The sequence below is a fragment of the Acidobacteriota bacterium genome, assembly GCA_003225175.1.
GTDB lineage: Bacteria > Acidobacteriota > Terriglobia > Terriglobales > Acidobacteriaceae > Gp1-AA112.
This window is the reverse complement of sequence record QIBA01000061.1, coordinates 25,780-49,975: the sequence shown is the minus strand read 5'-3', so window position 1 is coordinate 49,975 and position 24,196 is coordinate 25,780. Positions and strand designations below refer to the sequence as shown.

Sequence of the window (24,196 nt, the reverse complement as noted above, 5' to 3'; positions counted from 1 at the left end):
TTAAGGAAGGAATCGGCGGAAGTCTTTGGTCAGTCTGCCCCGCTATTTCCGTCGTGAAGCGAGCTGGTCTAGAAGGGCTTTGACATGGGCCAGAATGGCCTCGCGGGATAGGTCATAGCCATCATTGGGCGCGGGTACTTCAAAATTGTCTACGTGTTTGTGGACTAGCGATTTGCTAATCGGGCAGAACGCCACCATGCGTGCAGCAGCCTGTACGGCATTGCTGCTAAGTTTTCTTTTCTGTACCGTCCTGTGTTTTAACAGGGGTGCCAGGCTTCAGTTCGTCTGTGCCCCGAGTGGCCACAATATCGCCTTCGTGCAAATCACCAAAGACTTCGATCAACTTTCCCGAGGTCAGTCCGGTTTGCACATCTACCCAGTCTGCCTTCCCATTATGGATTCGCACCACAAAGGTCTTTTCATTGGTGCGCGCTACTGACGAAGTGGGCACGAATAACGTTGGACGTGGACGCCGCACAGGCCAATCCACTTGCGGATACATTCCAGGTGCAAGTCGGCCTGATGCATTTGAGACGTCCAGTTCCACTGGCATCGTGCGGGTTTTTACGTCTAGGGAATCTGCGACTCGAGCAATCTTGCCTGCAAATTTCTCGCCTGGAAACGCAGCTACAGTAAAGGAGACTTTGGCACCTTTAATCGTGTCGGGTACGTAGGTTTCTGGCACAGGCAAAACGAGTCGCAGTCGAGACACATTTTCAATTCGCACTATGGGCTCGTTGCCGTTGGGGCTCACGAGTGCTCCGGGATGAACGTCTCTTTCAGTGACGACGCCGGCGAACGGTGCTCGGACACCGAGATATGACTGAATCTGAGTAACCGCACTCAGCGCGGCCTTAGCGGCTTCGATGTTGCGCTCTGCTGCGCGCAAGCGAGCAGCATCTGCTTCCATTGTTTGTTGTGCTATGTCGAGATCATTTCCAGCGACTACACCTGGAGTCGCAGCAGCAGACTTTAGTCTCTGGAACGTACTCTGATCGGAGGCAAGCTTCGCTGCGGCTTCAGCACGTTGAGCTTCGGATTCCTGCAGTTTCGAATCTGCTTCCTGTTTTTGGGCGACGAGTTCAGGTGCTTCAAGACGCACGATCTCCTGGCCGGCTTTGACTCGTGATCCACGATCCACACCTATCCACCGCACAAAAGCCGTCACTTTCGGGTACAGCGCAACGGCCTCATAGGGCGTGAATTCTCCTGGCAGTCGAACGGTGAGCGACAGTTGTTGCGAAATTACTTTGGTAGCATCTACGGTCTGGACGCCACCCTGTGCTGAGGGCTGATTGCCATAAGTCGCCCCGCTGCTCTGCTGAGCGGATGCCGATTGCGAGGCGCCACCATTCGAACCGCAGGAAAGCGAAAAAAACACTTCACCCATTAGCAAGATGGCTATCGCAAATGGTCGGCGTAAATTGCGGTTCATTTGCGTTCCTCGGCGTGTCTGCTCTGTGGATCATCCGGGTCGAGCGACGGTGATCCGGCATGCGCTCGCTCCTGGACCAGAGAGAAGACAGAAGGAAGCACGAGCAGCGTGGCCGCTGTAGCGACGACGAGACCACCAATCACCGCGCGTCCTAATGGCGCGGTCTGCTGACCACCTTCGCCGATACCCAGAGCCATTGGGATCATGCCGAAGGTCATCGCCATAGCTGTCATCAGAATAGGTCGCATGCGCGTTCGAGCGGCTTCAATTGCAGCATCGCTGGCCGAAGCGCCTTCGCGACGATACCTCTCAGCAAAAACAACCAACAAAATGGCATTTGCGACGGCCACGCCGATCGCCATGATTGCACCCATGAAGGATTGAATATTCAAAGTTGTGCCTGTAATCAGAAGAATGAAAATCACTCCACAGATAACGGCTGGAACTGTCGAGACGACAACAAATGGCAACCGCACCGATTCGAAGTTTGCGGCCAGCAGCAGGTAAATCACGAGTACTGCGAATAACAAACCAGCTTCCAGACTGGCCAACGTGTCTCGCATAGGTTGAAGTTGTCCACGCACCTGAACCGTCGTGGCTTGCGGTGGTTTTCCTGCGCGCCTGATTGCGGCTTGCACTTCGTTGGCAATGTGTCCCAAGTCCTGCCCCGCAACATTGGCTGTAAGCGTGACCATCCTTTGGCCATTCAGGCGGTGATACTCTCCAACAGTTGTTCCGTACGAAACCCGAGCGACGTCTCCGAGCAGCGGATGAGAAGAGGAGCCAGGCATAACTGGGATCTGCTCCAGACTCTGAATCGATGTGACTTGGGAGGGTGGGACTTGGACTTGCACCTGGTAAGCCACTCCCGTTCTGGAATCCGCCCAATAATTGGGTGTGACAAATCGACTGGATGAAGTGCTGGTAAGAAATGCTCGCCCGACCTCCTGAGCGGTAACACCTAGTTGCCCGGCGCGCTCTCGATCAACGTCAACATTGATGCTTGGATAATCCAGGGGTTCATCGACTTGCAGATCGCGTATATTGCGAACCTTACTCAGCTCCTGCCGCACTTTCTGCGAGAACTGACGTGTGGCTGAGAGATCATTCCCAGTGACGTTGACCTCGATGGGAGTGGGCGCGCCAAAATTCATTATTTGACTAACGATATCGCCGGCTTCAAACGAGAATTGCAAATTGGGAAACTTGGACGGCAGAGTCTTTCGTAGCTGTTCTTCCAATTCTTCTACATGTACGCTGGACCCGGATTTCAAAGACACTCGCAAAAGTCCCTCATGTTCGCCACTTGTCCAAAGAAAAATCGTATTAACCGGATAGCTGGTCGGCTGGACGCCGATGTAGTCCAAAGTCGAAGCCACATTCGATGGACCAGCAGCGCGAACGATCTCGTCGCGCATCTGCAAACCTATGCCCTCGGTGGTCTCAACATCGGTTCCGATCGGAGCGCGAAAGCGAAGTTGAAGTTGTCCTGCTGGAACTCGCGGAAAAATTGCGCGGCCTAATCTGGGGCCGACTAAAGCGATCATCGCCGCGGCAACGACAACATAAGCTGCAATGAGTGGCCAGCGATACGGCATGATGCGATTGAGAATGATCCCGAGTCGATCCCGGAATCTTTCTAGTGATTTGCTGTCAACTCTACGGTTCTCTTTTTCAGGCGAATGCAACATCCAGACCGCGAGCACAGGAACAAAGGAACTGGCAAGAAAGTAGGACGCGATCATCGCGAACGCAACTGTCAGCGAAAGCGGAACGAATAAAGATCTAGCCACGCCCTTCATAAGGAGGGAAGGCAGAAACACCGCGAGAATGGAGAACATGGCCAGCATTCGCGGAACAATCACTTCTGTGCTGCCATCGAGTACAGCGCGCGCGACCGACTTTTCCTCCGCCACATGCCGATGAATGTTCTCCACGGCAACAGTGGCTTCGTCCACCAGGATGCCAACTGCGAGGGCCAGTCCCCCCAAGGTCATGATGTTTATGCTTTGGCCTGCTCCCCATAAAGCAACGACCGCAGCTAACAGAGCGAATGGAATTGTGCCGATCACAATTAAGGAGCTTCGCCAATCACGCAGAAAGAGCAGCACAGCCACTCCGGTGAGGAGAGCGCCCAGCAGGGCTTCGCGCAAAACCGATGACAATGCGCTGCGAACGTAAACGGATTGATCCAGCTCAAAGCTCATTTTGATGTCATTCGGAATGACAGCTTGCAGGCGTGGAAGGTTCTCCTTCACTCCATTCACAACCTCAAGCGTGGAGGCGTCAGCGCGTTTCGTAACGGGAATGTAGACAGTGCGTCTGCCGTTGAAATGAGCGTAGCTAGTGAGGATGTCCGTGCTGTCTTCGACATTCCCAAGATCGCGAAGGAAGACCGTCGGCCCGGCGCCACTCCGGATCGGCAGATCTCGTAGTTCCTGCGGATTTGTCACGACCGAGTTGATCGGCGTGATTCGTAAGAGCCCGTCAGTCCTGACGTTTCCAGAAGGAACGATGGCATTGCCTGAACTGACCGCTTTCACCACCTCTTCGGGCGACATGTGATATGCCCGCAGGCGATCAGGATCGACATTAATAACGATGGTCCGTTGGTTTCCGCCGAACGGCGGAGGAGCAGAAAGACCGGCGATGGTTGCGAACAATGGGCGGACGCGGTTTAGAGCCAAGTCTTGAATTTCCTTTGCACCACGTGTCTCGCTCGAGAAAACGAGATAGCCCACTGGCACGCTGCCGGCGTCAAAACGCATGACAAAAGGCGGCACTGTGCCCGGAGGCATGAAGGCACGAGCACGATCCACGTATCCAATCGTCTGCGCCGCGGCTTGCGCCATGTCCGTACCAGGATGGAACGTGAGTTTCAACAGTCCAACATTCTGAATAGACTTCGACTCGACGGACTGAATCCCGGTGATGTAGAGAAAGTGATACTCGTAGTAATAAACGAGAAATCCTTCCATCTGCGCCGCATCCATCCCGCCAAATGGCTGAGCGACATAGATCACGGGCAGGTTGAGGCTGGGGAATATGTCGATTGGCATCCTGCTGATTGCCAGAATGGAACAAAGAGCAATCGAGAGCAGGGCGACAATGACACTAATGGGGTGCCGGAGCGCGGTACGGATCAGCCACATGTTAGTGGCCTCCCGTCGAAATAGATCGCACCGCGTCCAAGAATTGTGTGAAGTTGCCTTCCGCGGCTGCCAGTCCCACGAGCGCACGCCAGGCGTTTAATTTCGACGCAGCATCGTCGCTTTCGGCGCGAATCAACAAGCTTTGTGCATCTGTGACTTCAACCACATTAGCGAGTGCAGCTTGATAACGTGCACGTGCTTGTGTTTCCGCATCTCTGGCTGCCTGTAATTCCGCAGGAGTCGCTTGAGCGATGGCAATCGCCCCTTCAAGCCGTGCCTGCGCCTGAGCTACCTCGGCGGATATATCTTGTACAGTTTGCTGATAGCGTGCTTTCTCGGCGCGTTCATTTGCTGAGGCGATCTGCTTCCGCGCTCGGATGGAGAACAAGTCTAAAACGGGAAACGACGCAGTTAATCCGACGGCCCAGTTCTCTCGCTGAAGTCCCAGCCCATCTGTTCCGCTTCCAATGCTCCCGTCCACGTTAGCGCCACTGCCCCGAGCGCTCACGCTCGATTGCAAATTGAAATGTGGGAAATAGGAGCGATCAAGGACGTGAATTTGAGCATCAGCTTGCTGCAGTCGCGCATTCTGTGCAGAAGCGACAGGGTTGGCTGCGATGTTCGGATTCGCTTCTGGAAGCGCCGGTGCGCGATCAATTAGTGGAGTCGCATCGAGTCGAAGAGCGTCAGGTGACACACCTAAAAGATTCGCGAGTGCGACGAGCGCAACTCTTTCGTTGGTTCGAGCCTGAATGAGCACAATACGTGCTGCAGCAAGCTCTGCGTCAGACCGCGAGGCATCGGCTCCGGGGCGGAGCTGGTTTTGGACGAGAACGTGAACTGATCGACTGAAGACTTCTCGCCGATCTACATCGGCTTGAGCGGCACGTATCGTTTGTTGCGCGTCTATTACCGAAATGAAGGTTGCCGCTGTTGCGGTCGCGATGTCGATTTGAGTGATTTCAACCTCGGCAGACGCAACGCGAGCACCCGCGCGTGCGGCATCGACAGAAGCACGACGGTAGCCGAAATCCACCGGCTCCCAAGAAACCAGCATCCCTGCCGCGCTTCCCCATACACTCTGGTTTGATGTCGTTGGCAATACTGGCCCGGTAAGAGACGGGATCACCTGCTGTGGCAGGAGCAGTCCAAAAATGTTGTTTCGAGTTGCGCGATTACTTTGCCAAAGCGCATTCGCACTCGGAAAGTAAGCAGTTCGAGCGAGGGCTATGCCACCATTCGCAGCCGCTCTTCGCTCCAGTGCTGCGCGGATTTGCGGATAGTGGGCAAGAGCGTACTTAACTGCGGTTTCGAGTGTTAAAGGTGAAGGTAACGTGGCGTTCGGTTGATCTGCCGCGGCCAACGACAGAGATCCCACCGTGAACAGTAAGACGAGTTGTCGCAACGGCTTCAATCGTTCCTCCCCAAGGACACAGAACGAGACTTGTTTTCCTTCACTGCTTCGGTTTTGCCGAATTGGTTTTATCAAGGGCCGCGCGTAATCCCTTTGCGAGCTTCGCTGCGTCGTCATTTGCCCAGAAGTGCATGAAGAAGAGTCGCGGCTCTTCCGTGAGCATGTGGCTGTGCACTGCAGTGACCTGGATTCCGTTATCGCGGAGAGCGCGAATCACTGGATTGACCTCAGTTCCTAGCAACACGAAATCGCCGGTTATCGCAGCTTTTCCGCTCCCAGTTGCCTGGAAATTAATAGCAGTGGCCGTGCCCATGGACGGCGGCACTTCTGTTCCCATATCGGTGATCTTTTCCGCTCTGGGAACGGAGAACTGATAAATCCCGTTGTTATTTTTGCCCTGATACCCGAGCGCCTTATCGACCTGAGCCGTGTCAAAGCCGAGACTGGGTTGCTGGCCCGTAGGAGCGGGCGAACCCAATGGAGTCTTAGTCAATGCCAAGGCATCTTTCAGCGCCGTTGCCAGCTTGACTGGATCGCCGTGCCCCGCAACGTGCATGTACATAACACGTGGCGTTTCATTGAGCAGGTGATTGTGCAACCCCGTTTGCTCAACGCCTTCCTGCTGCAGCTTCGCCATGACCGGCTCGACTTCAGACTCGCTCAACACAAGATCTCCCATCACAACAGCGTCACTGCCCATGCGCTTGAACGCTAACCAAGAGCCGAGTGCAAGACCAGCCTTGATCGAGGTGCCCGCGACCGTCACCTTTAGGTCAGAGCGCGGCATGCTGAATTTATAGACATCGTCTGGCTGCATCGATCCCTTACGTCCGAGGGCGTCCTCCACAGCTTTCCATTCTGGGGACGTGCTTTGTTGACCGTGCCCGAGGTTAGCTGTAGCAGCGAGTATCACGAGACAGGTGATTAATGAGCCGATTAGCATTTGCGCAATTTTCACGACAACACCTCCTATGGTTTCTTATGTAATCGCCTGATAAAGCCCTTCGATCATTTCCATTCCCCGGCGGAGCAGTTCTTCATCGGCTGTGCCTTCCTGCGCCCAGCCGATCAAAACCCGATCCAGGCCAATTCCCTCGGAGCGTCCGTATTTCTCGTCTTCCAAATCGGCGTCATGAATGGTCTGTGCAATGACCGCCACCTTTGAATCACGAATAGCGAACTCCTTACGCAAGGTTTCGAAGGTGCAGTCTTCGCCGCGATGTCCGAAACCGCCGGCCTGAAACATGTCAAAGGGCACTGCGTTCGGAACTTTGCGCGGGTCATCGGCAAAGGCGAATCGTGCGCGTGCGTCGATGAACTTGCGGATCAGCCAAGCCGATGAAACCCGATCGATGCCGGGCCTTGGCCGGGTTACCCAAGTCCGATTGAGATATTCTTTTCTTTTTTTGCCAGCTGCGCTCGGAATGGTTTGCGCAAGTCCGTCGACGTTATTCAGTAAGCTTTCGACCCTGCTGCGTAGCGGGTTATTAAAGAAATCGATGTTGACGATATGTTGAAAGCGCCTTCGCAGTCGTACCAGATCTGCCGAATTGGCCTTAACTGATTTTGTCCTGAGCTTGCGCTGTAGTTCTTGGTAGTCGCGGGACCTTGCTTCCCTGAACCTCTGACGCAATAGTGCGACGGGCTGGTCGTCAATATCATTCACCTTCACGACGGATGCATTGCCTTTGTATTTTCGAATAGCAGCAGCAAGCCATTCAAAGTGCTCTTGATTTGTCGCGGTGTTAGGCAACAAATATCCAGAGCTAGGCAGAGCAAGGACGCCGTATTGCTTCAGTTTGCGCCACACTTCCACACGGCGACTCGCCTGCTTTGCAGGCAGACTGAACATCAGTAGTAGCCATGGCACATCATGTTTGCTTGGCGCTTTGCCTAAAGCCTGTTTCGCTGGTACTACCATTCCTGCAAATGATATAGATGTAACAACGCGCTCGCAACCAAACAGGCATGGCACTTCATTGCTTTTGCAAAAGTCTGGAGTTCAAATTCGGGACAGGGAGGACAATCTGATCCGATGCTGCCGGGTTGTTATGATGCCAGGAGTATTGTCGTATCGCAGGCCAGGCTGGTGCTGATGGTATCCCTTCGAGGCCCGGGCTCGGTGGCGAGCCTTTCTGATTGCAGAGCTACATGGTAGTAGCGTGTCGCACCTTATAAACCATCCTGCCAAGCTCTTCGCGGGTAATCCGGTAATCCTGATCTTCTCATTAGATCTATTCTTCGGCTTACCGCGTGTTTTCTGCTGTCCCGCGAAATCCATTCAAGTAAAACGCGCACCTTTATAGCGGCATCTCACCTAGGGATGCAGCGTTTTCCTTACGAAGTTCCGGTGTTTGGTTCGCTAGGGATTCTCCTCCTGGCGTGGTGCGGAGCCTTGCTTGCCCGCAAGATCATCGAGGCGCGCGACATCTCCCCCAAAGAGCACTACCGGCTTTATCGCCTGGTGAACACTACCATCACCGTACTCACAATCGCGGCGCTGATCGTGGTTTGGGCCAGTAAGCTCCAATTTAAGGGACAGTTCTGGGGACTTATCGGAGCTGGTCTGGCGATCTCGCTGCGGGAGCCATTGCTCAGCATCGCCGGACGCATCGCCATTTTTGCCGGCCACATGTACTCCGGTGGCGATCGCATCGAGATCAATAAACTGAGTGGCGATGTGATTGACGTCGGCTTCTTCTACACGCGCATGATGGAGATTGGCAACTGGATCAGCGGCGATCAATACAGTGGACGCACGATTCAGTTTGCCAACGCGCAGGTCTTCGGTACTCCCGTCTTCAATTACACGCGAACCTTCGGCTATATCTGGGACGAGATTCGCATTCCGGTGACTTATGCCAGCAATGTGAAAGCAATCTCCAAAATCCTGAAAGCGGTCGGACGAGAGTACACACGCGAGTTTCTGCAGGGTGCGCACAAGAAGATCGAGAATATGCAGCGCTATTTCATGGTGCCGCGTTTCGAACTGGAACCCGATGTCTATATCGGAGTGACTGACAACTACATCGAAGTGACGTTGCGCTACATCGTCGATCCCAAGCAGCGCCGCAAGGCCAGCAGCTTCATCTACGCCGAAGCTTTCCGTCAGCTCCGGGAACGCAAAGACATCGAAATCGGGTCGGAGACGATGGATCTCACCGTGCATCCGCCGGATGAGGAAGCCAAAGGCGATGCAGCAACCCGTGCCGCCGATAATCCCACCGAAGCCGTCGGCAAACCAAGAGAAATGAAAGACACGACCAGTGAGACAGAGCAGAAAGTAATCGGCGATCCTGAAAGGGAACCTGGCAAAGCGGCGTAAGCCGCAACGTGGATCCGGCAGCCCAGATTTAAGGGCCGTCTATTGTGGGAAGCTCATGTCTTTGAGCAAGTCCTGAAAACGCGGATCGTTGCGGAGAGAGTCAAATCGTGGATCGGTTTTTATTACCGGCATTTCATACGAGCGCTCTCTCAAGCCTTTATTCAACCAGTCAAAAGCTCGATCTTTATCCCCCATCCCGATGTAAACGATGGCGAAGTGCGGAGGTGGAACGTGTTTCGTGGCGGACATTCTTCGCAATTGTTCGAGGATCGCCAAGGCGTCCGCTCGTCGTCCGGCAACTCCGTAGGCATATCCGAGCCTGGACAACGCCACCGATATCCGCACTCCTCGGTCTCTTGAAAACTGCAGAGATTTCTCAAGCTCATTGATCGCTTCCTCATGCCGTCCCACTGCCGCGTAGGTTAGTCCGAGCCATTGATAGGCCGCCGGATATGTGCGGTCGAGCTCAAGCGCCTCTTTTGATCGATTAACTGCTTCCTCATATCGGCGAGCTTGATAGAGTCCCATTGCGAAGAACGCAGCCATATGGGCAGATGCAGGAGCCACCTCCTGGGCGCGCCTCATTTCGGAGAGTCCCTCGTCGAATCGGCCTTCCCAAACCAGTTCGCAGCCGTACCATAAATGAGCAGTTTCAGAATTGGGGTTGAGCTGCAGTGCGCGCTTGAAACTCGCCTCAGCTCCAGTCCAATCCCAGTCATATACCATGTTTGCCCACCCTAATGAAGTGTGCGCTTCAGCAACATTGCCGTCGAGCTCGAGCGCCCTCAGGGCTGCAGCCTTGGCAGTAGAGATCGCTTGGTGGGCAGGAGCTGCATTCTGCGGCTCAAATAAGTCATACGTCTCCGCCAAGCCGGCATAAGCTTGAGCGTACTCCGGCTCTAAGTTGATGGCCTCTTTGAAGCTTGCTGCCGCCTTCTCGACCTGCAAGCTATTGAAGTAATAACGACCTTTAAGATAAGACTCGTAGCTCTTTGGGTCGAGCGAACGGCTGTGCTCTCGCTGGAATGATTGGTAAGAAGACGTGACCGCAACTTTCACCTGGCGCGCAACCGCATCGGCCAGTTCGTCCTGGAGAGTGAGCACATCATGAAGATCGCGTTCATAAGTGTCCGCCCATAGATGAGTATCACTGGGACCATGAAGCAACTGGATGGTGATACGTACCCGATCTCCAGAGCGCAGCACTGTGCCTTCCATGATGCCATCTACGTTCAGTTCACGCGCAATGGCGGGCAATTGCTTGTTCGTCCTCTTGTATCGCATGACTGAGGTGCGCGAGATCACCGTTAACCCAGGAATCTTCGAGATACTCGTTATCAACTCGTCGGTCATGCCGTCGGCGAAATACTCTTGCTCGGAATCGCCGGAGAGATTCGCGAAGGGCAGGACAGCGATTGACCTGATCTGAACAGATGACGGACGCTCCAGCCGTCGACTGGAGCGCGACACCACCGAATAGAGCGCAATGGCGAGAATCGCAGCGGCAGCCAGTGCGCCGAACCACCAGCGAGGGTTGATCCTGACCTTGGCTACGGTATTGGGAGGTTGATCCGGTAGGTTTGCTGGTTTTGTGTCGCTGGTTACAACGGAGGCACTGTTTCCGTTCGATACGTGACTTACCGGAGCAATGAATCGGTATCCACTGCGTGGAATAGTTTCAATGTAACGTGGTGTGTCGGCTGAATCCCCCAGCCGCTCGCGCAGACGTTTTACTGCGGCATTGACTCCGTTCTCGAACTCGACAAAAGTGTCGCCGGGCCAGAGCCGACTCTGAAGGTCCTCACGGCGTATGACTTCGCCGGGACGTTCGAGCAAAAGTGTGAGCACCTCGGCCGGCTGGCCCATAAGCTGAACACGCAAACCGTGCTTTCGCAGCTCACGAGTATTGGGATCGAACTCAAAAGGCCCGAAGCGAAATATGTTCTTGCATCGGGTTACAGCCTGCATCTGCTTCAGCCTGGAAAAAGATGCGGAGCAGCATACCACGTAATGTACCCAAATTGGGTTGACAGCTATTGGGCTAAGTATCAGATACAGCAAAGACTTATCACGTCACCCAAATAGCCGGAACAAATCATCTTGTTTCCATTGAGGTCTTTGGAATTGAGCGGGAAGCTGTGCGGCACATGAGCTAGTGCACTCGCGTCCTGTGCTTATCCGGTGCGCTGCCCCAGAAAAGGAGAATATAAGATGAGGACTTGTCTATTGGTGATCGTGTTGTCGGTCGCTCTCTTCCTGGTGAGCCCACTTGGAGCCACAGCGCAACGCTACTCAGCCTGGTCGACGCCCACAGTATTCGATGAGGTTAATACCAGCAGCGCCCTCGAGTTCGCAAGCGCGATCTCGAAGGATGACTTAAGCTTCTACTTTCAACGAGGCGACGTCACAAAGAGCGGCGAGGACATATGGGTCGTCCATCGCGACCGCAAAGACGCGCCGTGGGGCACACCGGAAAAGCTGCCGGATACTGTGAACTCGGCCTACAACGACCGTGGGGCGTTCGTCTCCTCCGACGGGCACTGGCTTTACTTCGCCAGTGATCGCCCGGGCGGACGAGGTGGATTCGACCTCATGGTGTCATACCGGCAGCACACGCATGACGACTCCGCATGGGAACCCGCCCGCAACCTCGATGACCTTGGGTCACCCATAAATACAAAAGGATTCGATTCAGGTCCGGCGCTCTTCGACGACGAGGAGTCAGGTCTGACTTACATGTACTTTGTCAGCAATCCGGCAGGGAATCAAAACAATGGAGTCGACATATATGCGAGCGTTCGAAATCCGGATGGCTCGTTCGAAAGCCCAATCAAGGTACAGGAGCTGAGCGACCCATTGTGGAACGAAGGACGCCCGTATCTCCGCCGCGACGGGCTGGAGATCTTCTTCCAGTCAAATCGGCCCGGCTCGGTCGGTCAGAGTCAGGATCTCTGGACCTCGACACGAGCGGCAACTCACGATCCCTGGTCAACGCCGATACCCGTGGACGAACTCAACACAGCCGCCGGGGACGTAACGCCAGCTCTATCCTGGGATGGCTTGACGTTATATTTCGCGAGACGACTGAGTGCGGCCACCGACGCGCAGATTCTCTTCTCCCGAAGAGAGAAAGTGCACGGAAGTCGTGGTAACTAAGTTTGAACAAATGCGCTTGGGCCGCAGCGTGCCGCGTGCCGCATCCTTCCGCGATTTTGAGGCTGTTACGAAACTCGAAATTCCTCTTTTGAAACCACAACATATTGCGCTTCGCCTGGACCGCGACCACCATAGGTAACAAAATTATTGAGTTTCGTAACAGCCTCGATTTTCGGAAGGGTGCGCATCTCAGCGGATGCCGACGGGTACGATGAACTCCTGTGGTTCACGAGAGGCTTTTGCAAAAACCGGGGGAAGAGGATCGCCGTGCTCTATGCACGATTCGACGATCTTGCGTGCCAGCCCCTGAGCTATTTCGACTGCTTCGGTCACGCTGCGTCCTTCCGCAACCAGACCAGGAATATCGCTGCTGGTCGCCAGGTATCCCCCCTCTTTCAACGGCTCAACCCGCAGGCGGATCGCGACCTCGTCTACTTCTGTGATGTGTTGCTGGATCTTGCGCGGAGCTTTGCGTTTAACTGGCATCGTGTTGGCGTTGCCGAATTTTACGCCACCGGATAAGGAAGCCAAAGGGTGATGCCACCTGCGCAGCCGACAATCCGACCGAAGCCATCGGCAAACCAAAAGAGATGAAAGATACGACCAGTCGGTCTGAGCACAAGGTAATCGGCAATCCCGAAAAGGAACCAGGCAAAGCGGCGTGAGCCGCAAACGTGGATCCGTACCGCCCACGGTGGGGTTTCGATTTCAATTTGCGATTTCGTGATTTCGCGATTTCCAAATCAGCAATCATGAAATCACCACATAACAGAATAGCCCAAACCCGGGCGGCAGGGTGCAGGTTGGCGGCAAACACCCCACTACAGCAATTCGCAGATTTAGGGGCAGCCCCTCGGGGAAAACCTCCATCTGGAATATGCAGCCGGGAATTATTTCCGTTCTCGGACCTGCCCGCTATTCCATGCGTTCGAAAAAGGGGGTCTTATGCGCAAGGCATTCTGCACGTTCTGTTTTCTGCTGATTTCAGTACTTCCGTGTCTCGGCGCAGAGAGTGATGCGCTGGCAATTTCTCAGAACATCCAGTCACTGCACGTGCCTTACGGGACCATTCTCGATCCGCGGTTCGCCTCTGCAGATCCAAGCTCCCCAGCCTACAACACAGTTTCGAGCTACACCCGTTGCCGCGATTCGGCGATCTGGAGTGGCCACTACCTGGCGGCGGAGGCGTTCCGTTACCAGGTAACCGGTTCATCCGACAATCTGCGGCGAGCGTTAGCCGGCATCCAGTCGCTGAGAGAGATAACGGGAACGGATGTCTTGGCGCGATGCCTGTTTCCGGCAGACTCGCCGTATGCTGCAGATTTAGCCGCCGAAAACCAGGATCTCGGGATCTATGACGGTACCGTTTCGGGACAGAGCTACAAATGGGTTGGTAACACTTCCCGCGATCAGTACTCGGGAGTGTTTTTTGGGTTGGGCATCGCCTATGACATGGTGGACGACGATTCCGTCCGGTCGAACGTGAGTAGTGAAGTCACTCGCCTTCTCAATAATCTCATCGCGAACCACTGGTCAGTGGTGATGCCAAACGGCACCATCAGCACTTCGTTTTTGAGTCATCCCGACCAGATCTTGAGCTTCCTTCAAGTCGGTCGTCATGTAAATCCCCCGCGATTCGAGCTTACCTATCAGGCCTACCGCGCGGCGCTCTCGGCTTTCGTGGCTCTGCCCATTCTTTATGACTGCGGCGATGACCATAACCATTACTTCAAGTTCAATCTCGACAGCATCAATCTCTATAACCTGATCCGACTCGAAGAGAGGACTTCGCCCTTCCTGCGAAGCTATCTGACAGCCTATTCGGTGCTCTGGAATACAACGCAGACCCATCAGAATGCGCACTTCAACATGATCAATCGCGCAATCCAGGGCGAGGACCTGGTGCGCGATCAGCAGACCGTGCAACTCTTGAACCAGTGGCTGCAGCGTCCGCGGCGCGACGCCTGGGTAGACCTAACCTCTCAATATCCGGCATGCGGCCAAACGGATCGTGCATGCGTCATTATTCCCGTGCCGCAGCGTCCCAATACGGACTTTCTCTGGCAACGAAGTCCGCGGCTGCTATACGGTGGCGGCGATGGCACGATTGAGACTGCAGCCATCGATTACATCCTGTCGTACTGGATGGCCAGGTATTACAAGATTAGCGGCATGGATTGATCAGTACCGGCGGCGATACGCCGCTGGTTCCGTGAGCTTCTCGTCATGTGCTCGCGCGTCCCTCGAGCGTTCAGCGCTGGTGAGAGGCGCCGTCGGATTCATTTGCTGTTCGCGTGTCCATCGCGATCCAGTTCACCTCCCGGGTCTTGCCGCCATTATCTGAGAAGGATTGTTCAAAACGGCAGGTCGGCGAACTCAAGATGAGAGCAGCGAGGAAGACAATCGTGTGTCGAATGGGCAGCCTCCGCTGGCGTTCTTTGTGCTGACTTCGAATCTGCACTGTTCAAGCATGCAGCGGACAGACTGCTCTCGGGAAGCGCCACTTGTTTGGAGAAAGCCGATACCACCGAAACTCTAAAATGGGTGCGCATTGCTGGACAACAGAACATTTGAGGCAAGCCGAAGCACCACCCGCTACCGCAGGTGGTTCTGCTCAGTCGGAGCGTTCTTCGCAGCAAAAAGAGCCTTCCTGATCTGGGAACTGATCAAGCTGCTTCTTTTGTCACAGCTTCATCGGTCACGGCAGGCGGTCCGGCAAGCAGCGCTGCTGCAACTCCGGCGACCAGCACTCCCCATCCGATCCAGCGGCGATTGAGGTTGAGAGTCGATTGCCAGCTCCGGTTGTGCGCGCGATGATCAAATTCTCCGTGAGCACCTGAATCGCCAGGCAGCGGCTTCCAGAGATTGTTGGGGCGATTCGGATCGGCAGGGCCATCATATTGTTGCGAGTCGTATCCGGTCTTGCCGAGGTACTCGTCGAGCAGTCCGGGAATGAATTTTTGCACCTGGATGGCGGCGACCGTCGAGGCGCCAACCCAGAGTTCTCGGCGGGGATGAGTGGCCGCATGGACGATCGCTTTGGCTGCCACTTCCGGCTGAAAGATGGGCGGAACAGGCTGCGGTTTGCGCGGCAAACGGCTCTTAACCCAGCTAAATTGCGGCGTATTGAGCGCCGGAAGGTGCACTGCAGTGATCCGAACTCTGCTTTTTATGTGCTCTAGCTCGCACCGAATGGAGTCGGTGAAGCCCACAATAGCGTGTTTAGCGCCGCAATAAGCCGACTGCAAAGGGATACTTCGGTACGCCAAAGCCGATCCAACCTGCACAATTGTGCCGCGATTGCGCGACTGCATGCGTCGCAAAGCCGACATTGTGCCGTACACATAGCCCAAATAAGTGACGTCGGTGACGCGTTTAAACTCCGCGGCAGTCATTTTTGTGAACGGCGAAAAGACCGAAACCATGGCCACATTGGCCCAAACGTCGATCGGTCCGAGCTCTTGTTCGGTGCTGGTAGCCGCATTTTCGACGGCTTCAGCGTCGGAAATGTCGATTGGAAGGACCAAAGCGCGGCGTCCAAAGGCTTCAATTTCGCGCTTTGCTGCCTCTAAACCGTCGATTCCACGTGCAATCAGAGCGACATCAGCGCCTTTTTTTGCGAATAAACGAGCGGTAGAACGACCAACTCCAGCGGATGCTCCGGTAACAACGACTACTTTAGGGAATCCCATTTCGGCTCCATAGGCGGAATAAAGCACCACTAAAGAGGTTAGAAGAGGTCGGTTGAGGAGGTGGATGTCATCGACTCGATGATCTTCCTCCTAACTTGTTGCACCTGGGAGTGTTGCCGAATTACCTTGAATTTACCTCCGCCGGAGCGCCTGTGCATTGTGCTTACGCCCCAAAGTGCCTCAAATAGGTCGCAAAGCAGGGCTGGGAATGCCCGAAAGGTTCGTTGTGGAGACCTCAAAATGTCAGAATTGCAGCTCAGAATCGTCGCATCGCAGGTCGAGAAGTTTCGCGAAGCGGCCAGAATCCAGCAGAGTTTCATCACCAAAGCTGAAAAGAAAGCGCTTCTTTGGTGCGCAGAACGTATGCCAAATGCGCTTAATTCGGACCATTTAACCATATTAGGAGCCGCCGGAATGCTGTTAGCCGGCGCCTCTTACGCGTTGTCTCGCTTTAATCGCTACGCTTTGCTACTGGCCTGCTTCTTCTTGGCGGTGAATTGGTTCGGCGACAGTCTCGACGGAACACTTGCGCGATACCGCAACCAGCAGCGTCCGCGGTATGGATTTTACGTAGACCACGTAATCGATTGCTTCGGAGTAAGCGCGCTTCTGGCTGGAATGGGGCTCTCGGGATACATGAATCCGCTGATCGCGGTGTGGATGCTGGTTGCTTATCTGCTGCTTTCATCCGAAATTTTTCTTGCCACTTACGCCCTTGCTCAGTTCGAGATGTCGTACTTCTGCTTTGGCCCGACAGAATTGCGTATCTTGTTGTGTACTGGCAACTTATATGTATTCTTTCATCCTGTAGTTCATCCCTTTGGATTGCCTTTAAGTCTGTGGGATTTCGGCGCTGTCCTGGGTTCGATCGGGATGACAGCAATCGCGATTTTCGCGTTTATCCGACACACTCGGACTCTCTACGAACTGGAGCGACTGTAATGAGTGCCGGTAAACGACGGCAGCTGCGACGCTGGGGAGTGTTTAATGCGGTTGGAATTTTGGGGTTTGTCCTACAACTTGCAGTTCTTTTAGCGCTAAAACGAGGATTATCAACGAATTATCTGACCGCGACGGCAATCGCAGTGGAGGCTGCGGTTCTGCATAATTTCGTGTGGCACGAACACCTGACGTGGGCTGATGTAGTCGCTCCTTTTCGCCATGGTGTGTGGACGAGATTGCTGCGATTTCATATTGCTAACGGACTTATCTCGATTTTGGGCAATCTCGGGTTCACATGGGTGCTGGTTGAGGGTCTGCGATGGCCTTATCTGGCAGCAAACGTTGCCAGTGTGCTGATTTGTTCATTGGTCAACTTCTTCGCTAGCGATCGATTTGTCTTCCAGCCACTTGGAGAAGTCAGCGCCGGGCATCGCTTTTCGGTTGGCGGCGGTGTCGATAATGCCCGGAAGGACGCAATTTGCGCGCACACCGGTGCCTCTGAGATCGGCTGCCAAGGAGTCAATCATGGCGACGGCAGTGGCCTTGGACGCGGCATATGCAGCCGTTCCGGCTGCATGATCGAGTGCTGAGCGAGAGGCGATGTTGACGACCACTCCGCTCCCTTGTTTCAGCATCAGCGGCACTGCGGTGCGCAATAACAGTTAGCCGGAGCGCAGATTGCGCGCCAGCATCTGGTCAAAGACCTGTGCCTCCGCGGTTGAAGGCGTCGCCGGCGGATGGTTGTGCATGATCAGGGCGAAGACGGCTGTGGTTGCGGGAGTTACGCGGTCGGGATTGTCATCTCCGGAGCGGCCATCCTCCAGCACCGAACCTGCCTCAGCACCGAAGCTAGTTCGGTGCTACCACGAGTCAAGATTTCGAGTCAACGTGAAATTTCATTTTGGAACTCGCGCGGCTGTGGGAGAGTGCTTGCCGCAACCATCCGACGCTGGCGCGAGCAACGGATGCGAATTTCAGAATTCACTGCTTATTCACTGTTATTCACTGTTCTTTGTGGCGGGGAAAAATCGCGAACTTCCGTAATCCCTTCGCGGGCAGGCGGTTGCGCGGAATCGTCCGTTGCTCGCCGCCCTTTTGTGAAAAAATTCGCTGTTAAATTCGCTGATAAATTCGCTGTTCCGTGCACAGCAGTGAATTAGGCCAGGTTCATGCTGAATCCGTTGCTCTACCTGGAATGATGCCGGCGATGATCGAACGGTACGGCTGGCTAAGACTCGCCTAAAAGAAATGGTGGAGAGGAGAGCTGCCGATCAGCGCTCATGACGAGTCGCTTTAGCTATGGAATGAAACATTATCGCGGAATTTTTTAAAGGTGATTAAGTTCGGTAATCCCAATCGTGATTACCAGTCAAAAGCCAGGCGCAGGGTTGTCTGTAGATCGCAATCTTCTGCAGTGCGGGCATTGATTCTTGCGCCACGGCGTCTTGATCAGCCGATCACGACGCGTGTCATGATTGCGCTCTGGTTGGCTTTTAAGTTGGGGTGAGTCGCGCGATCATGAATGTGCAAAGTGTTGCACATGCCGAAGGTGCATCACAAGAACATGGCGGCATACTTTGACTTCCACTTATTCAAGTGACATCGCAAGGTTACCATTTTGTTAAGTTTTACCCCTTGACTTGTATTTCAGCTTTGCACCAAAATGCGGGGTTTCTGGGCGCGCCGCGTCAACTTTGCAAAGCTCGCCAGTCCGTTCCCCAAAAGCGGTTGCCGAATCCATAGCTTAAGACCGAGCAGCACTCGTCGCCTATTTAAGTAGGTCAAAGCTAAGTCAGAATCCGATCCAACAGGACCAAAACGGGATTCCAAGAGCAGTACTCATGTACGAACGAGTCGCCTTCCGGTTCTCACCATTGATTCGTGCGGAGGTCCGCCCGCGTGTGCAAGGCAAGTTTATTTGGATTGGAGACGAGAAGTTATACGTCCGCGGTGTGACTTACGGAACATTTCGCCCCGATGAAACTGGAAATCAGTATCACAATTTAGAAAGAGTTCAGAGCGATTTTGCGTTGATGTCGGCGAATGGCATCAACGCTGTCCGGGTCTATAACACGCCGCCATGCTCGTTACTCAACATAGCTCAACAGCATCATCTTCGTGTTGTTATCGACCTTTCCGCCGATCAATACATTGGCTTTCTTTCGGACCGAAACGGCGCGCCAGATATTGCCGAGATCTTTCGTGAGGAGGTGCGTTCCTACGCTGGGCATCCAGCCATTCTTGCCTACTCGCTGGGAAATGAAATTCCAGCAGCGATCGTGCGGTGGCACGGGCGCCATAGAGTGGAGAGATACCTCCAAAAACTTTATCAGGTCGTAAAGGCCGAAGATCCAGCCGGCATTGTTACATACGTCAACTATCCCTCTACTGAATATCTGCAGTTACCCTTCCTGGATTTTTTCTGCTTCAACGTTTACCTCGAATCGCAGGAGCAATTCGCGGCCTATTTGGGTCGGTTACAGAACATCGCGGGTGACGCTCCCCTGCTTATGGGGGAGATTGGCTTGGATAGCTTTCGCAATGGCAAAGAGACCCAAGCACGCGTACTCGATTGGGAAATTCGTACAGCCTTCGAAGCCGGCTGCGCTGGCGTCTTCGTTTACTCCTGGACGGATGAATGGTTTAGAGGCGGTGCCGAAGCTGAGGATTGGGAGTTCGGTCTCACCGGCCGTGACAGGTCGCCGAAGCCCGCTTTAGCGGCTGTGCGCGAAGCGTTCTCTCAAAGTCCATTTTCGCCAGACGTATCCTTGCCTCACATATCAGTAGTGGTCTGTACTTACAACGGGTCGCGCACCATCCGGGAGTGCTGTGAAGGTTTAAGGAGGGTCGATTATCCAAACTTTGAAGTGATCGTCGTAGATGACGGCTCGGTGGATGATTCGGCAGCCCTGGCTCGCGAGTATGGCTTTCGCGTGATCAGCACTCCGAATCGCGGGCTGAGCAGTGCGCGAAATACCGGATTGCAAGCGGCCCGCGGGGAAATTGTCGCCTATCTCGATGACGATGCTTATCCAGATCCTCAGTGGCTCTCATACCTTGCGCGCACTTTCATGTCCACCGATTTCGCGGCTGTCGGAGGACCAAACATCGCGCCAACTGGCACTCGGTTAATCGCGGAGTGCATTGCCAATGCGCCTGGAGGTCCGGTGCATGTCCTTATTTCCGACAGTGAGGCAGAACACATTCCCGGATGCAACATGGCATTCCGCAAGTCCGAGTTGGTGGCAATTGGCGGATTCGATTCCCAGTTCAGAGTTGCCGGCGATGACGTCGATGTGTGCTGGCGTTTGAAGCAAAGCGGCCGAAAACTGGGATTCTGTCCAGCAGCCATGGTGTGGCATCACCGACGCGGCTCAGTGCGCGCATATTGGAAACAGCAGCGAGGATATGGGAAAGCCGAAGCGTTGCTGGAAGCCAAGTGGCCGGATAAATACAACACAGCCGGACACGTGAGCTGGAGTGGGCGAGTCTATGGTAACGGCCATGTACACGGGCTCTTGCGAAGAACACGAATTTATCAGGGCGTGTGGGGCAGCGCGCCATTTCAATCCATTTACCAGCCGGCACACGGCACGCTTTCAGCGCTGCCGCTAATGCCCGAGTGGTATTTGCTGATTCCAGGTTTTGCTGCATTATCTGGTATCGGTAAACTCTGGAACCCTCTGCTGTTCGCGCTGCCTTTTCTTGCCCTCGCAGTTGCTATACCGGTACTCCAGTCGTATTTGAGCGCGGCACGGACTAAGATCACGCGCGCCGCTCGACCTGGAATTCCTCAGATGAGACTCCGTGTGTTGATTACTTTTCTGCACGTGCTCCAGCCGGCGGCCCGCCTCTATGGACGGCTTGGTTGCGGACTGACTTTATGGCGAAGGCGTGGTCCATCCGTCATGGCATTTCCGTGGCCGCGCAATTTCCGAATTTGGAACGAGCATTGGCGCGCTCCCAACGAAAGACTGCAATCCATCAAATCAGGTCTGCGGGCAGATGGAGCGTGCGTACTCCCAGGTGGTGACTTCGACCGCTGGGACCTCGAAGTACGGCCAAATCTCCTCGGCGCGGCCCGCTTACGGATGGCGGTGGAAGAACACGGAATGGGACGGCAATTGGTCAGATTTCGTGTATGGCCCAAGCCTTCGGCCGGAGCAATTGCGCTCGTTGTTTTATTTTGCGGTTTTTCCACGGGCGCGGCATTGCATCGAGCGTGGGCAGGTGCGGCCATCCTCGCCGCAATGGCAATGATTGTTGCCGCACGAGGACTTCAAGAATGTGCGGCTGCAACCGGGGCCCTCTTGAGCCCAGTTGTGGCTGAAGAGCGGGCGGCGAGAGCTGCGGCGGTTCCCAACCTGAAACTCGCAGAAATAGTGCCGGCAACCGGCAAGCTTCGAGTCAGGCCTGCAACAACTGTTCCTGGTGAAACAGCCGCGGCGAAGAAATCGCTTCGCCAAGGGGCAGGGTAACACCATGTTCCGTTTCCATTCATGCGTGGGCGTTTTAGCTGCGATGCTGATCTTTTCCAAGATTGTCGTCGGCCAAGCGAGTCTGACTATTACCGGCGTCATCGAAGATGGCAGCGGGGCCACTATTGCGGGCGCGAAGGTGAGCCTAATCCGACAAGACACCAATGAGATAAAAAAGAGTACTTCCGGAGAGGATGGAACCTTCAGTCTCAACGACGTCTCTCAGGGCGACTACGTCTTGAAAGTGGAGATGAAGGGTTTCGAGGCTTATCAAAAGTCCGTTTCAGTCGGCTCCCAAACGTGGAAGCCGCTGAAGATAACTCTAAAAATCGAAGCAGCAAAAGAACAAGTCAACGTCAATGCCGACAGCGCGGATGAACTCTCGACATCTGACAGCGATGCGGCTACGACGAGAGTGGATGATGATTTGCTTCGTAAGCTCCCAACACTCTCCGACGACGTTCTGCCACTGATTGAGAAATTCGCGTCGCCGCCCGCGCAGGGAACTGAGGGGCTCTCCATCATCATCGATGGAGTAGAAGGGAACTCGATCGATCTGCCGGCCTCGGCGATCAGAAAAATTAGGATTGACCGTAATCCTTACTCCGCTCTGTTCCAGCATCCTGGAAAAGCGAAGGTCGAAGTCACTACCGAACATGGACACAGAAAGCGTTACGACGGCGGTCTGGCCATGTATGACAGGAACTCTCTTTTCGACGCGCGGAATGCCTTTGCGAAATTTGCCCCGGATTTGGATCGCAGACTCGTACAGGCCAATCTTGGTGGGCCGCTCCTCGGGAAATCTTCCTCCTTCTATATCTCTGCTGAGCGCTCGATGTTGGACCAGGACGCGATTGTCAATGCCGTAACACTTGCGGGTCCACTCGTTGCGAATGTTCCCACGACTCAGCATCGAGACAACATTTTCGCCCGCATGCAATGGTGGGTTAGCCCGCTTCACACTCTTTACGCTACCTACACTTTTACAGATCATACGTATCACAACAAGACTGTCGGAGGTTTTAATTTACCTGAACAGGGAGTACATGACGGACGCCAGAAACATAGCGTAACCCTGGATTACAGCGCGATGATTCCGGCGAACTTGCGCAACGATCTCCGGTTCAGTTTCACGCATGACAATGACCAGATTGGGAATGCGGCTGCTAATCCCGCCGTCATCGTCAATGACGCGTTTACCGCGGGACCGTCTCAAGTATTTACCCACGATGACAGGCGCAACTTCGATCTTCAGGACACCGTTTACTACGGTCACGGCAAACACGTAGCTACATTCGGTGCGAGACTTCGGACAAATCTCATCGATGCATTTGATGCATCGAACTTCGGAGGAAGCTTCGAGTTCGCTAGCCTTGGAGAGTATGCGGCTGGCAATCCTTTTCTGTTCCATATTGTTCGAGGCGATCCGAATATCGGATTCAGCGTGCTTGTGGCTAACGGGTTTGTTCAGGATGAAGTACAAGCAACACCCCAACTTACGCTTACCTTTGGACTGCGCTATGACTGGCAATCTACGATCGACAACCGCAATAATTTTGCTCCCCGATTTGCGTTCGCTTTCAGTCCAGGAAAGAGTAAGAAGACCGTTATTCGTGGCGGAGCGGGAATTTTCTACGATAACTTACCGGGGTCGGCCACTGAGCAGTCGCTGCTCTATGACGGCGCTCGACTGCGTGAACTAGTGATCTCGAATCCCTCGTTCCCGAACCCATTTTTGACAGGTGAAACAATTACGCCAGCACCGAGTATCATCCGTGTTGCGCCGGATCTACAGGCTCCTTACCTGTCGCAGACAAGTGTTGGTGTTGAGCAAGAGCTCTGGCATAAGAACTCGCTCACCGTGGAATACTCCTTCCTCCATGGAACGCATCTTTTTCGTTCGCGCAACATTAACGCGCCGTTCCCGCAGACAGAAGTGCGCCCAGACCCGAACTTTCTGAATATCAATCAGGTCGAGTCGAGCGCTTTCGAGCGCAGCCACTCCCTGACCGTCACCTTCCGCGGACGATTGGGAAAGTTCTTTGAACCCTACGCTCAGTATGTCTTCTCTAACACCACGAACAACACCGACGGGATTTTTTCATTGCCAGCCAACAGCTACGACTTGCGACCGGAAATCGGACCAGCAGATTTCGATTGGAGGCATCGCTTCAACCTCATGGGAGCAGTAACGCTGCCGTGGGCGTGCCGGCTTGGATTAGTACTTTCGGCGATGAGTGCCGCGCCATTCAACATCACAACGGGATTTGACAATAACGGCGATACGGTGGCGAATGATCGTCCAGCTGGCGTGACTCGCAACACCGGACGCGGACCCGGAAGCACACAACTTGATCTGCGTTTTACCAAGAGTTTCAGTGTTCCGCTGCTGTGGGGCGAGCAGCGTGCAAAGCTCAAACGGAACAGCCTTGAATTCAGTGTGGATGCATTTAACGCGATCAACCACACCAACATCAACGGCATTGTGGGAGTGTTGAGCTCGCCTTTCTTCGGCCGCGCCAATTCGGCACTGGAAGCGAGGACCATTCAGTTGTCGGTTAGATACATTTTTCGGCGATAGTCCAACCGGCTATCGGTTTCG

16 protein-coding genes and 1 pseudogene are annotated in these 24,196 nt (G+C 54.3%); 7 read left to right on the top strand and 10 right to left on the bottom strand.

Translation table 11 applies throughout. The features are described 5' to 3' along the window. Positions 1-226 precede the first annotated feature (226 nt). From DMG62_18165 to DMG62_18145, 5 genes are read right to left on the bottom strand one after another with little or no spacing between them, the layout of a single operon-like run. Entirely contained in the window at positions 227-1,435 is a 1,209-nt protein-coding gene (locus DMG62_18165; GenBank protein PYY21546.1) for an efflux RND transporter periplasmic adaptor subunit, read from the bottom strand. Next, complete coding sequence (locus DMG62_18160; GenBank protein ID PYY21545.1) at positions 1,432-4,587, bottom strand: acriflavin resistance protein; 3,156 nt, start codon at positions 4,585-4,587, stop codon at positions 1,432-1,434. The genes DMG62_18165 and DMG62_18160 overlap by 4 nt, the downstream gene beginning before the upstream one ends. A 1-nt stretch (position 4,588) precedes the next feature. After that, positions 4,589-6,118, bottom strand: a complete 1,530-nt coding sequence (locus DMG62_18155; protein PYY21544.1) for a TolC family protein — start codon at positions 6,116-6,118, stop codon at positions 4,589-4,591. After that, positions 6,042-6,944: a peptidase M23 gene (locus DMG62_18150; GenBank protein PYY21553.1), complete on the bottom strand. Its 903-nt coding sequence runs from the start codon at positions 6,942-6,944 to the stop codon at positions 6,042-6,044. The genes DMG62_18155 and DMG62_18150 overlap by 77 nt, the downstream gene beginning before the upstream one ends. Before the next feature lie 36 nt (positions 6,945-6,980). After that, positions 6,981-7,922 carry a hypothetical protein gene (locus DMG62_18145; GenBank protein PYY21543.1) on the bottom strand — a complete coding sequence of 314 codons (942 nt, stop codon included), beginning with the start codon at positions 7,920-7,922 and terminating at the stop codon, positions 6,981-6,983. A gap of 402 nt (positions 7,923-8,324) precedes the next feature. Between DMG62_18145 and DMG62_18140 the strand changes: the two genes are divergently transcribed. Further along, the gene (locus DMG62_18140) at positions 8,325-9,326 is read left to right on the top strand and encodes a hypothetical protein (GenBank protein ID PYY21542.1); all 1,002 of its coding nucleotides are present in this window, start codon (positions 8,325-8,327) and stop codon (positions 9,324-9,326) included. A 39-nt stretch (positions 9,327-9,365) separates the two neighbouring features. Here the strand turns inward: DMG62_18140 and DMG62_18135 are convergent, their stop codons facing one another. Next, positions 9,366-11,294: a hypothetical protein gene (locus tag DMG62_18135; GenBank protein PYY21541.1), complete on the bottom strand. Its 1,929-nt coding sequence runs from the start codon at positions 11,292-11,294 to the stop codon at positions 9,366-9,368. A 243-nt stretch (positions 11,295-11,537) separates the two neighbouring features. On the opposite strand from DMG62_18135, the gene DMG62_18130 reads away from it, so the two are divergent. Then, positions 11,538-12,482: a hypothetical protein gene (locus tag DMG62_18130; GenBank protein ID PYY21540.1), complete on the top strand. Its 945-nt coding sequence runs from the start codon at positions 11,538-11,540 to the stop codon at positions 12,480-12,482. Between the two features lie 189 nt (positions 12,483-12,671). Here the strand turns inward: DMG62_18130 and DMG62_18125 are convergent, their stop codons facing one another. Further along, positions 12,672-12,926 carry a type II toxin-antitoxin system HicB family antitoxin gene (locus DMG62_18125; protein ID PYY21552.1) on the bottom strand — a complete coding sequence of 85 codons (255 nt, stop codon included), beginning with the start codon at positions 12,924-12,926 and terminating at the stop codon, positions 12,672-12,674. A 501-nt stretch (positions 12,927-13,427) separates the two neighbouring features. Between DMG62_18125 and DMG62_18120 the strand changes: the two genes are divergently transcribed. Next, complete coding sequence (locus tag DMG62_18120) at positions 13,428-14,663, top strand: hypothetical protein (GenBank protein ID PYY21539.1); 1,236 nt, start codon at positions 13,428-13,430, stop codon at positions 14,661-14,663. A gap of 70 nt (positions 14,664-14,733) precedes the next feature. Here the strand turns inward: DMG62_18120 and DMG62_18115 are convergent, their stop codons facing one another. Both DMG62_18115 and DMG62_18110 read right to left on the bottom strand, forming a co-directional pair. Continuing rightward, a complete protein-coding gene (locus DMG62_18115; GenBank protein ID PYY21538.1) occupies positions 14,734-14,943 on the bottom strand; it encodes a hypothetical protein in 210 nt (69 codons plus the stop codon). Positions 14,944-15,148: 205 nt separating this feature from the next. Further along, positions 15,149-16,174 carry a short-chain dehydrogenase gene (locus tag DMG62_18110; protein ID PYY21537.1) on the bottom strand — a complete coding sequence of 342 codons (1,026 nt, stop codon included), beginning with the start codon at positions 16,172-16,174 and terminating at the stop codon, positions 15,149-15,151. Positions 16,175-16,414: 240 nt separating this feature from the next. On the opposite strand from DMG62_18110, the gene DMG62_18105 reads away from it, so the two are divergent. Both DMG62_18105 and DMG62_18100 read left to right on the top strand, forming a co-directional pair. Further along, positions 16,415-17,116 (top strand): hypothetical protein, encoded by a 702-nt coding sequence (locus tag DMG62_18105; GenBank protein PYY21536.1) that lies wholly within the window; start codon positions 16,415-16,417, stop codon positions 17,114-17,116. Further along, positions 17,116-17,706 carry a hypothetical protein gene (locus DMG62_18100; GenBank protein ID PYY21535.1) on the top strand — a complete coding sequence of 197 codons (591 nt, stop codon included), beginning with the start codon at positions 17,116-17,118 and terminating at the stop codon, positions 17,704-17,706. Before DMG62_18105 ends, DMG62_18100 begins: the two co-directional genes overlap by 1 nt. On the opposite strand, the pseudogene DMG62_18095 reads toward DMG62_18100, so the two are convergent. Next, positions 17,479-17,865, bottom strand: a pseudogene (locus DMG62_18095) (hypothetical protein). The gene DMG62_18100 and the pseudogene DMG62_18095 sit on opposite strands and share 228 nt — an antisense overlap. 1,092 nt (positions 17,866-18,957) lie before the next feature. Here DMG62_18095 and DMG62_18090 point away from each other — a divergent pair. Continuing rightward, positions 18,958-21,594 (top strand): glycosyl transferase, encoded by a 2,637-nt coding sequence (locus DMG62_18090; GenBank protein ID PYY21534.1) that lies wholly within the window; start codon positions 18,958-18,960, stop codon positions 21,592-21,594. A gap of 4 nt (positions 21,595-21,598) precedes the next feature. After that, the gene (locus DMG62_18085) at positions 21,599-24,175 is read left to right on the top strand and encodes a hypothetical protein (protein ID PYY21533.1); all 2,577 of its coding nucleotides are present in this window, start codon (positions 21,599-21,601) and stop codon (positions 24,173-24,175) included. Positions 24,176-24,196 lie beyond the last annotated feature (21 nt).

Coding starts and splice junctions, on each gene's coding strand:
- DMG62_18165 (PYY21546.1), bottom strand. CDS start 1,435: ATGAACCGCAATTTACGCCGACCATTTGCGATAGCCATCTTGCTAATG.
- DMG62_18160 (PYY21545.1), bottom strand. CDS start 4,587: ATGTGGCTGATCCGTACCGCGCTCCGGCACCCCATTAGTGTCATTGTC.
- DMG62_18155 (PYY21544.1), bottom strand. CDS start 6,118: ATGACGACGCAGCGAAGCTCGCAAAGGGATTACGCGCGGCCCTTGATA.
- DMG62_18150 (PYY21553.1), bottom strand. CDS start 6,944: ATGCTAATCGGCTCATTAATCACCTGTCTCGTGATACTCGCTGCTACA.
- DMG62_18145 (PYY21543.1), bottom strand. CDS start 7,922: ATGGTAGTACCAGCGAAACAGGCTTTAGGCAAAGCGCCAAGCAAACAT.
- DMG62_18140 (PYY21542.1), top strand. CDS start 8,325: ATGCAGCGTTTTCCTTACGAAGTTCCGGTGTTTGGTTCGCTAGGGATT.
- DMG62_18135 (PYY21541.1), bottom strand. CDS start 11,294: ATGCAGGCTGTAACCCGATGCAAGAACATATTTCGCTTCGGGCCTTTT.
- DMG62_18130 (PYY21540.1), top strand. CDS start 11,538: ATGAGGACTTGTCTATTGGTGATCGTGTTGTCGGTCGCTCTCTTCCTG.
- DMG62_18120 (PYY21539.1), top strand. CDS start 13,428: ATGCGCAAGGCATTCTGCACGTTCTGTTTTCTGCTGATTTCAGTACTT.
- DMG62_18110 (PYY21537.1), bottom strand. CDS start 16,174: ATGGGATTCCCTAAAGTAGTCGTTGTTACCGGAGCATCCGCTGGAGTT.
- DMG62_18105 (PYY21536.1), top strand. CDS start 16,415: ATGTCAGAATTGCAGCTCAGAATCGTCGCATCGCAGGTCGAGAAGTTT.
- DMG62_18100 (PYY21535.1), top strand. CDS start 17,116: ATGAGTGCCGGTAAACGACGGCAGCTGCGACGCTGGGGAGTGTTTAAT.
- DMG62_18090 (PYY21534.1), top strand. CDS start 18,958: ATGTACGAACGAGTCGCCTTCCGGTTCTCACCATTGATTCGTGCGGAG.
- DMG62_18085 (PYY21533.1), top strand. CDS start 21,599: ATGTTCCGTTTCCATTCATGCGTGGGCGTTTTAGCTGCGATGCTGATC.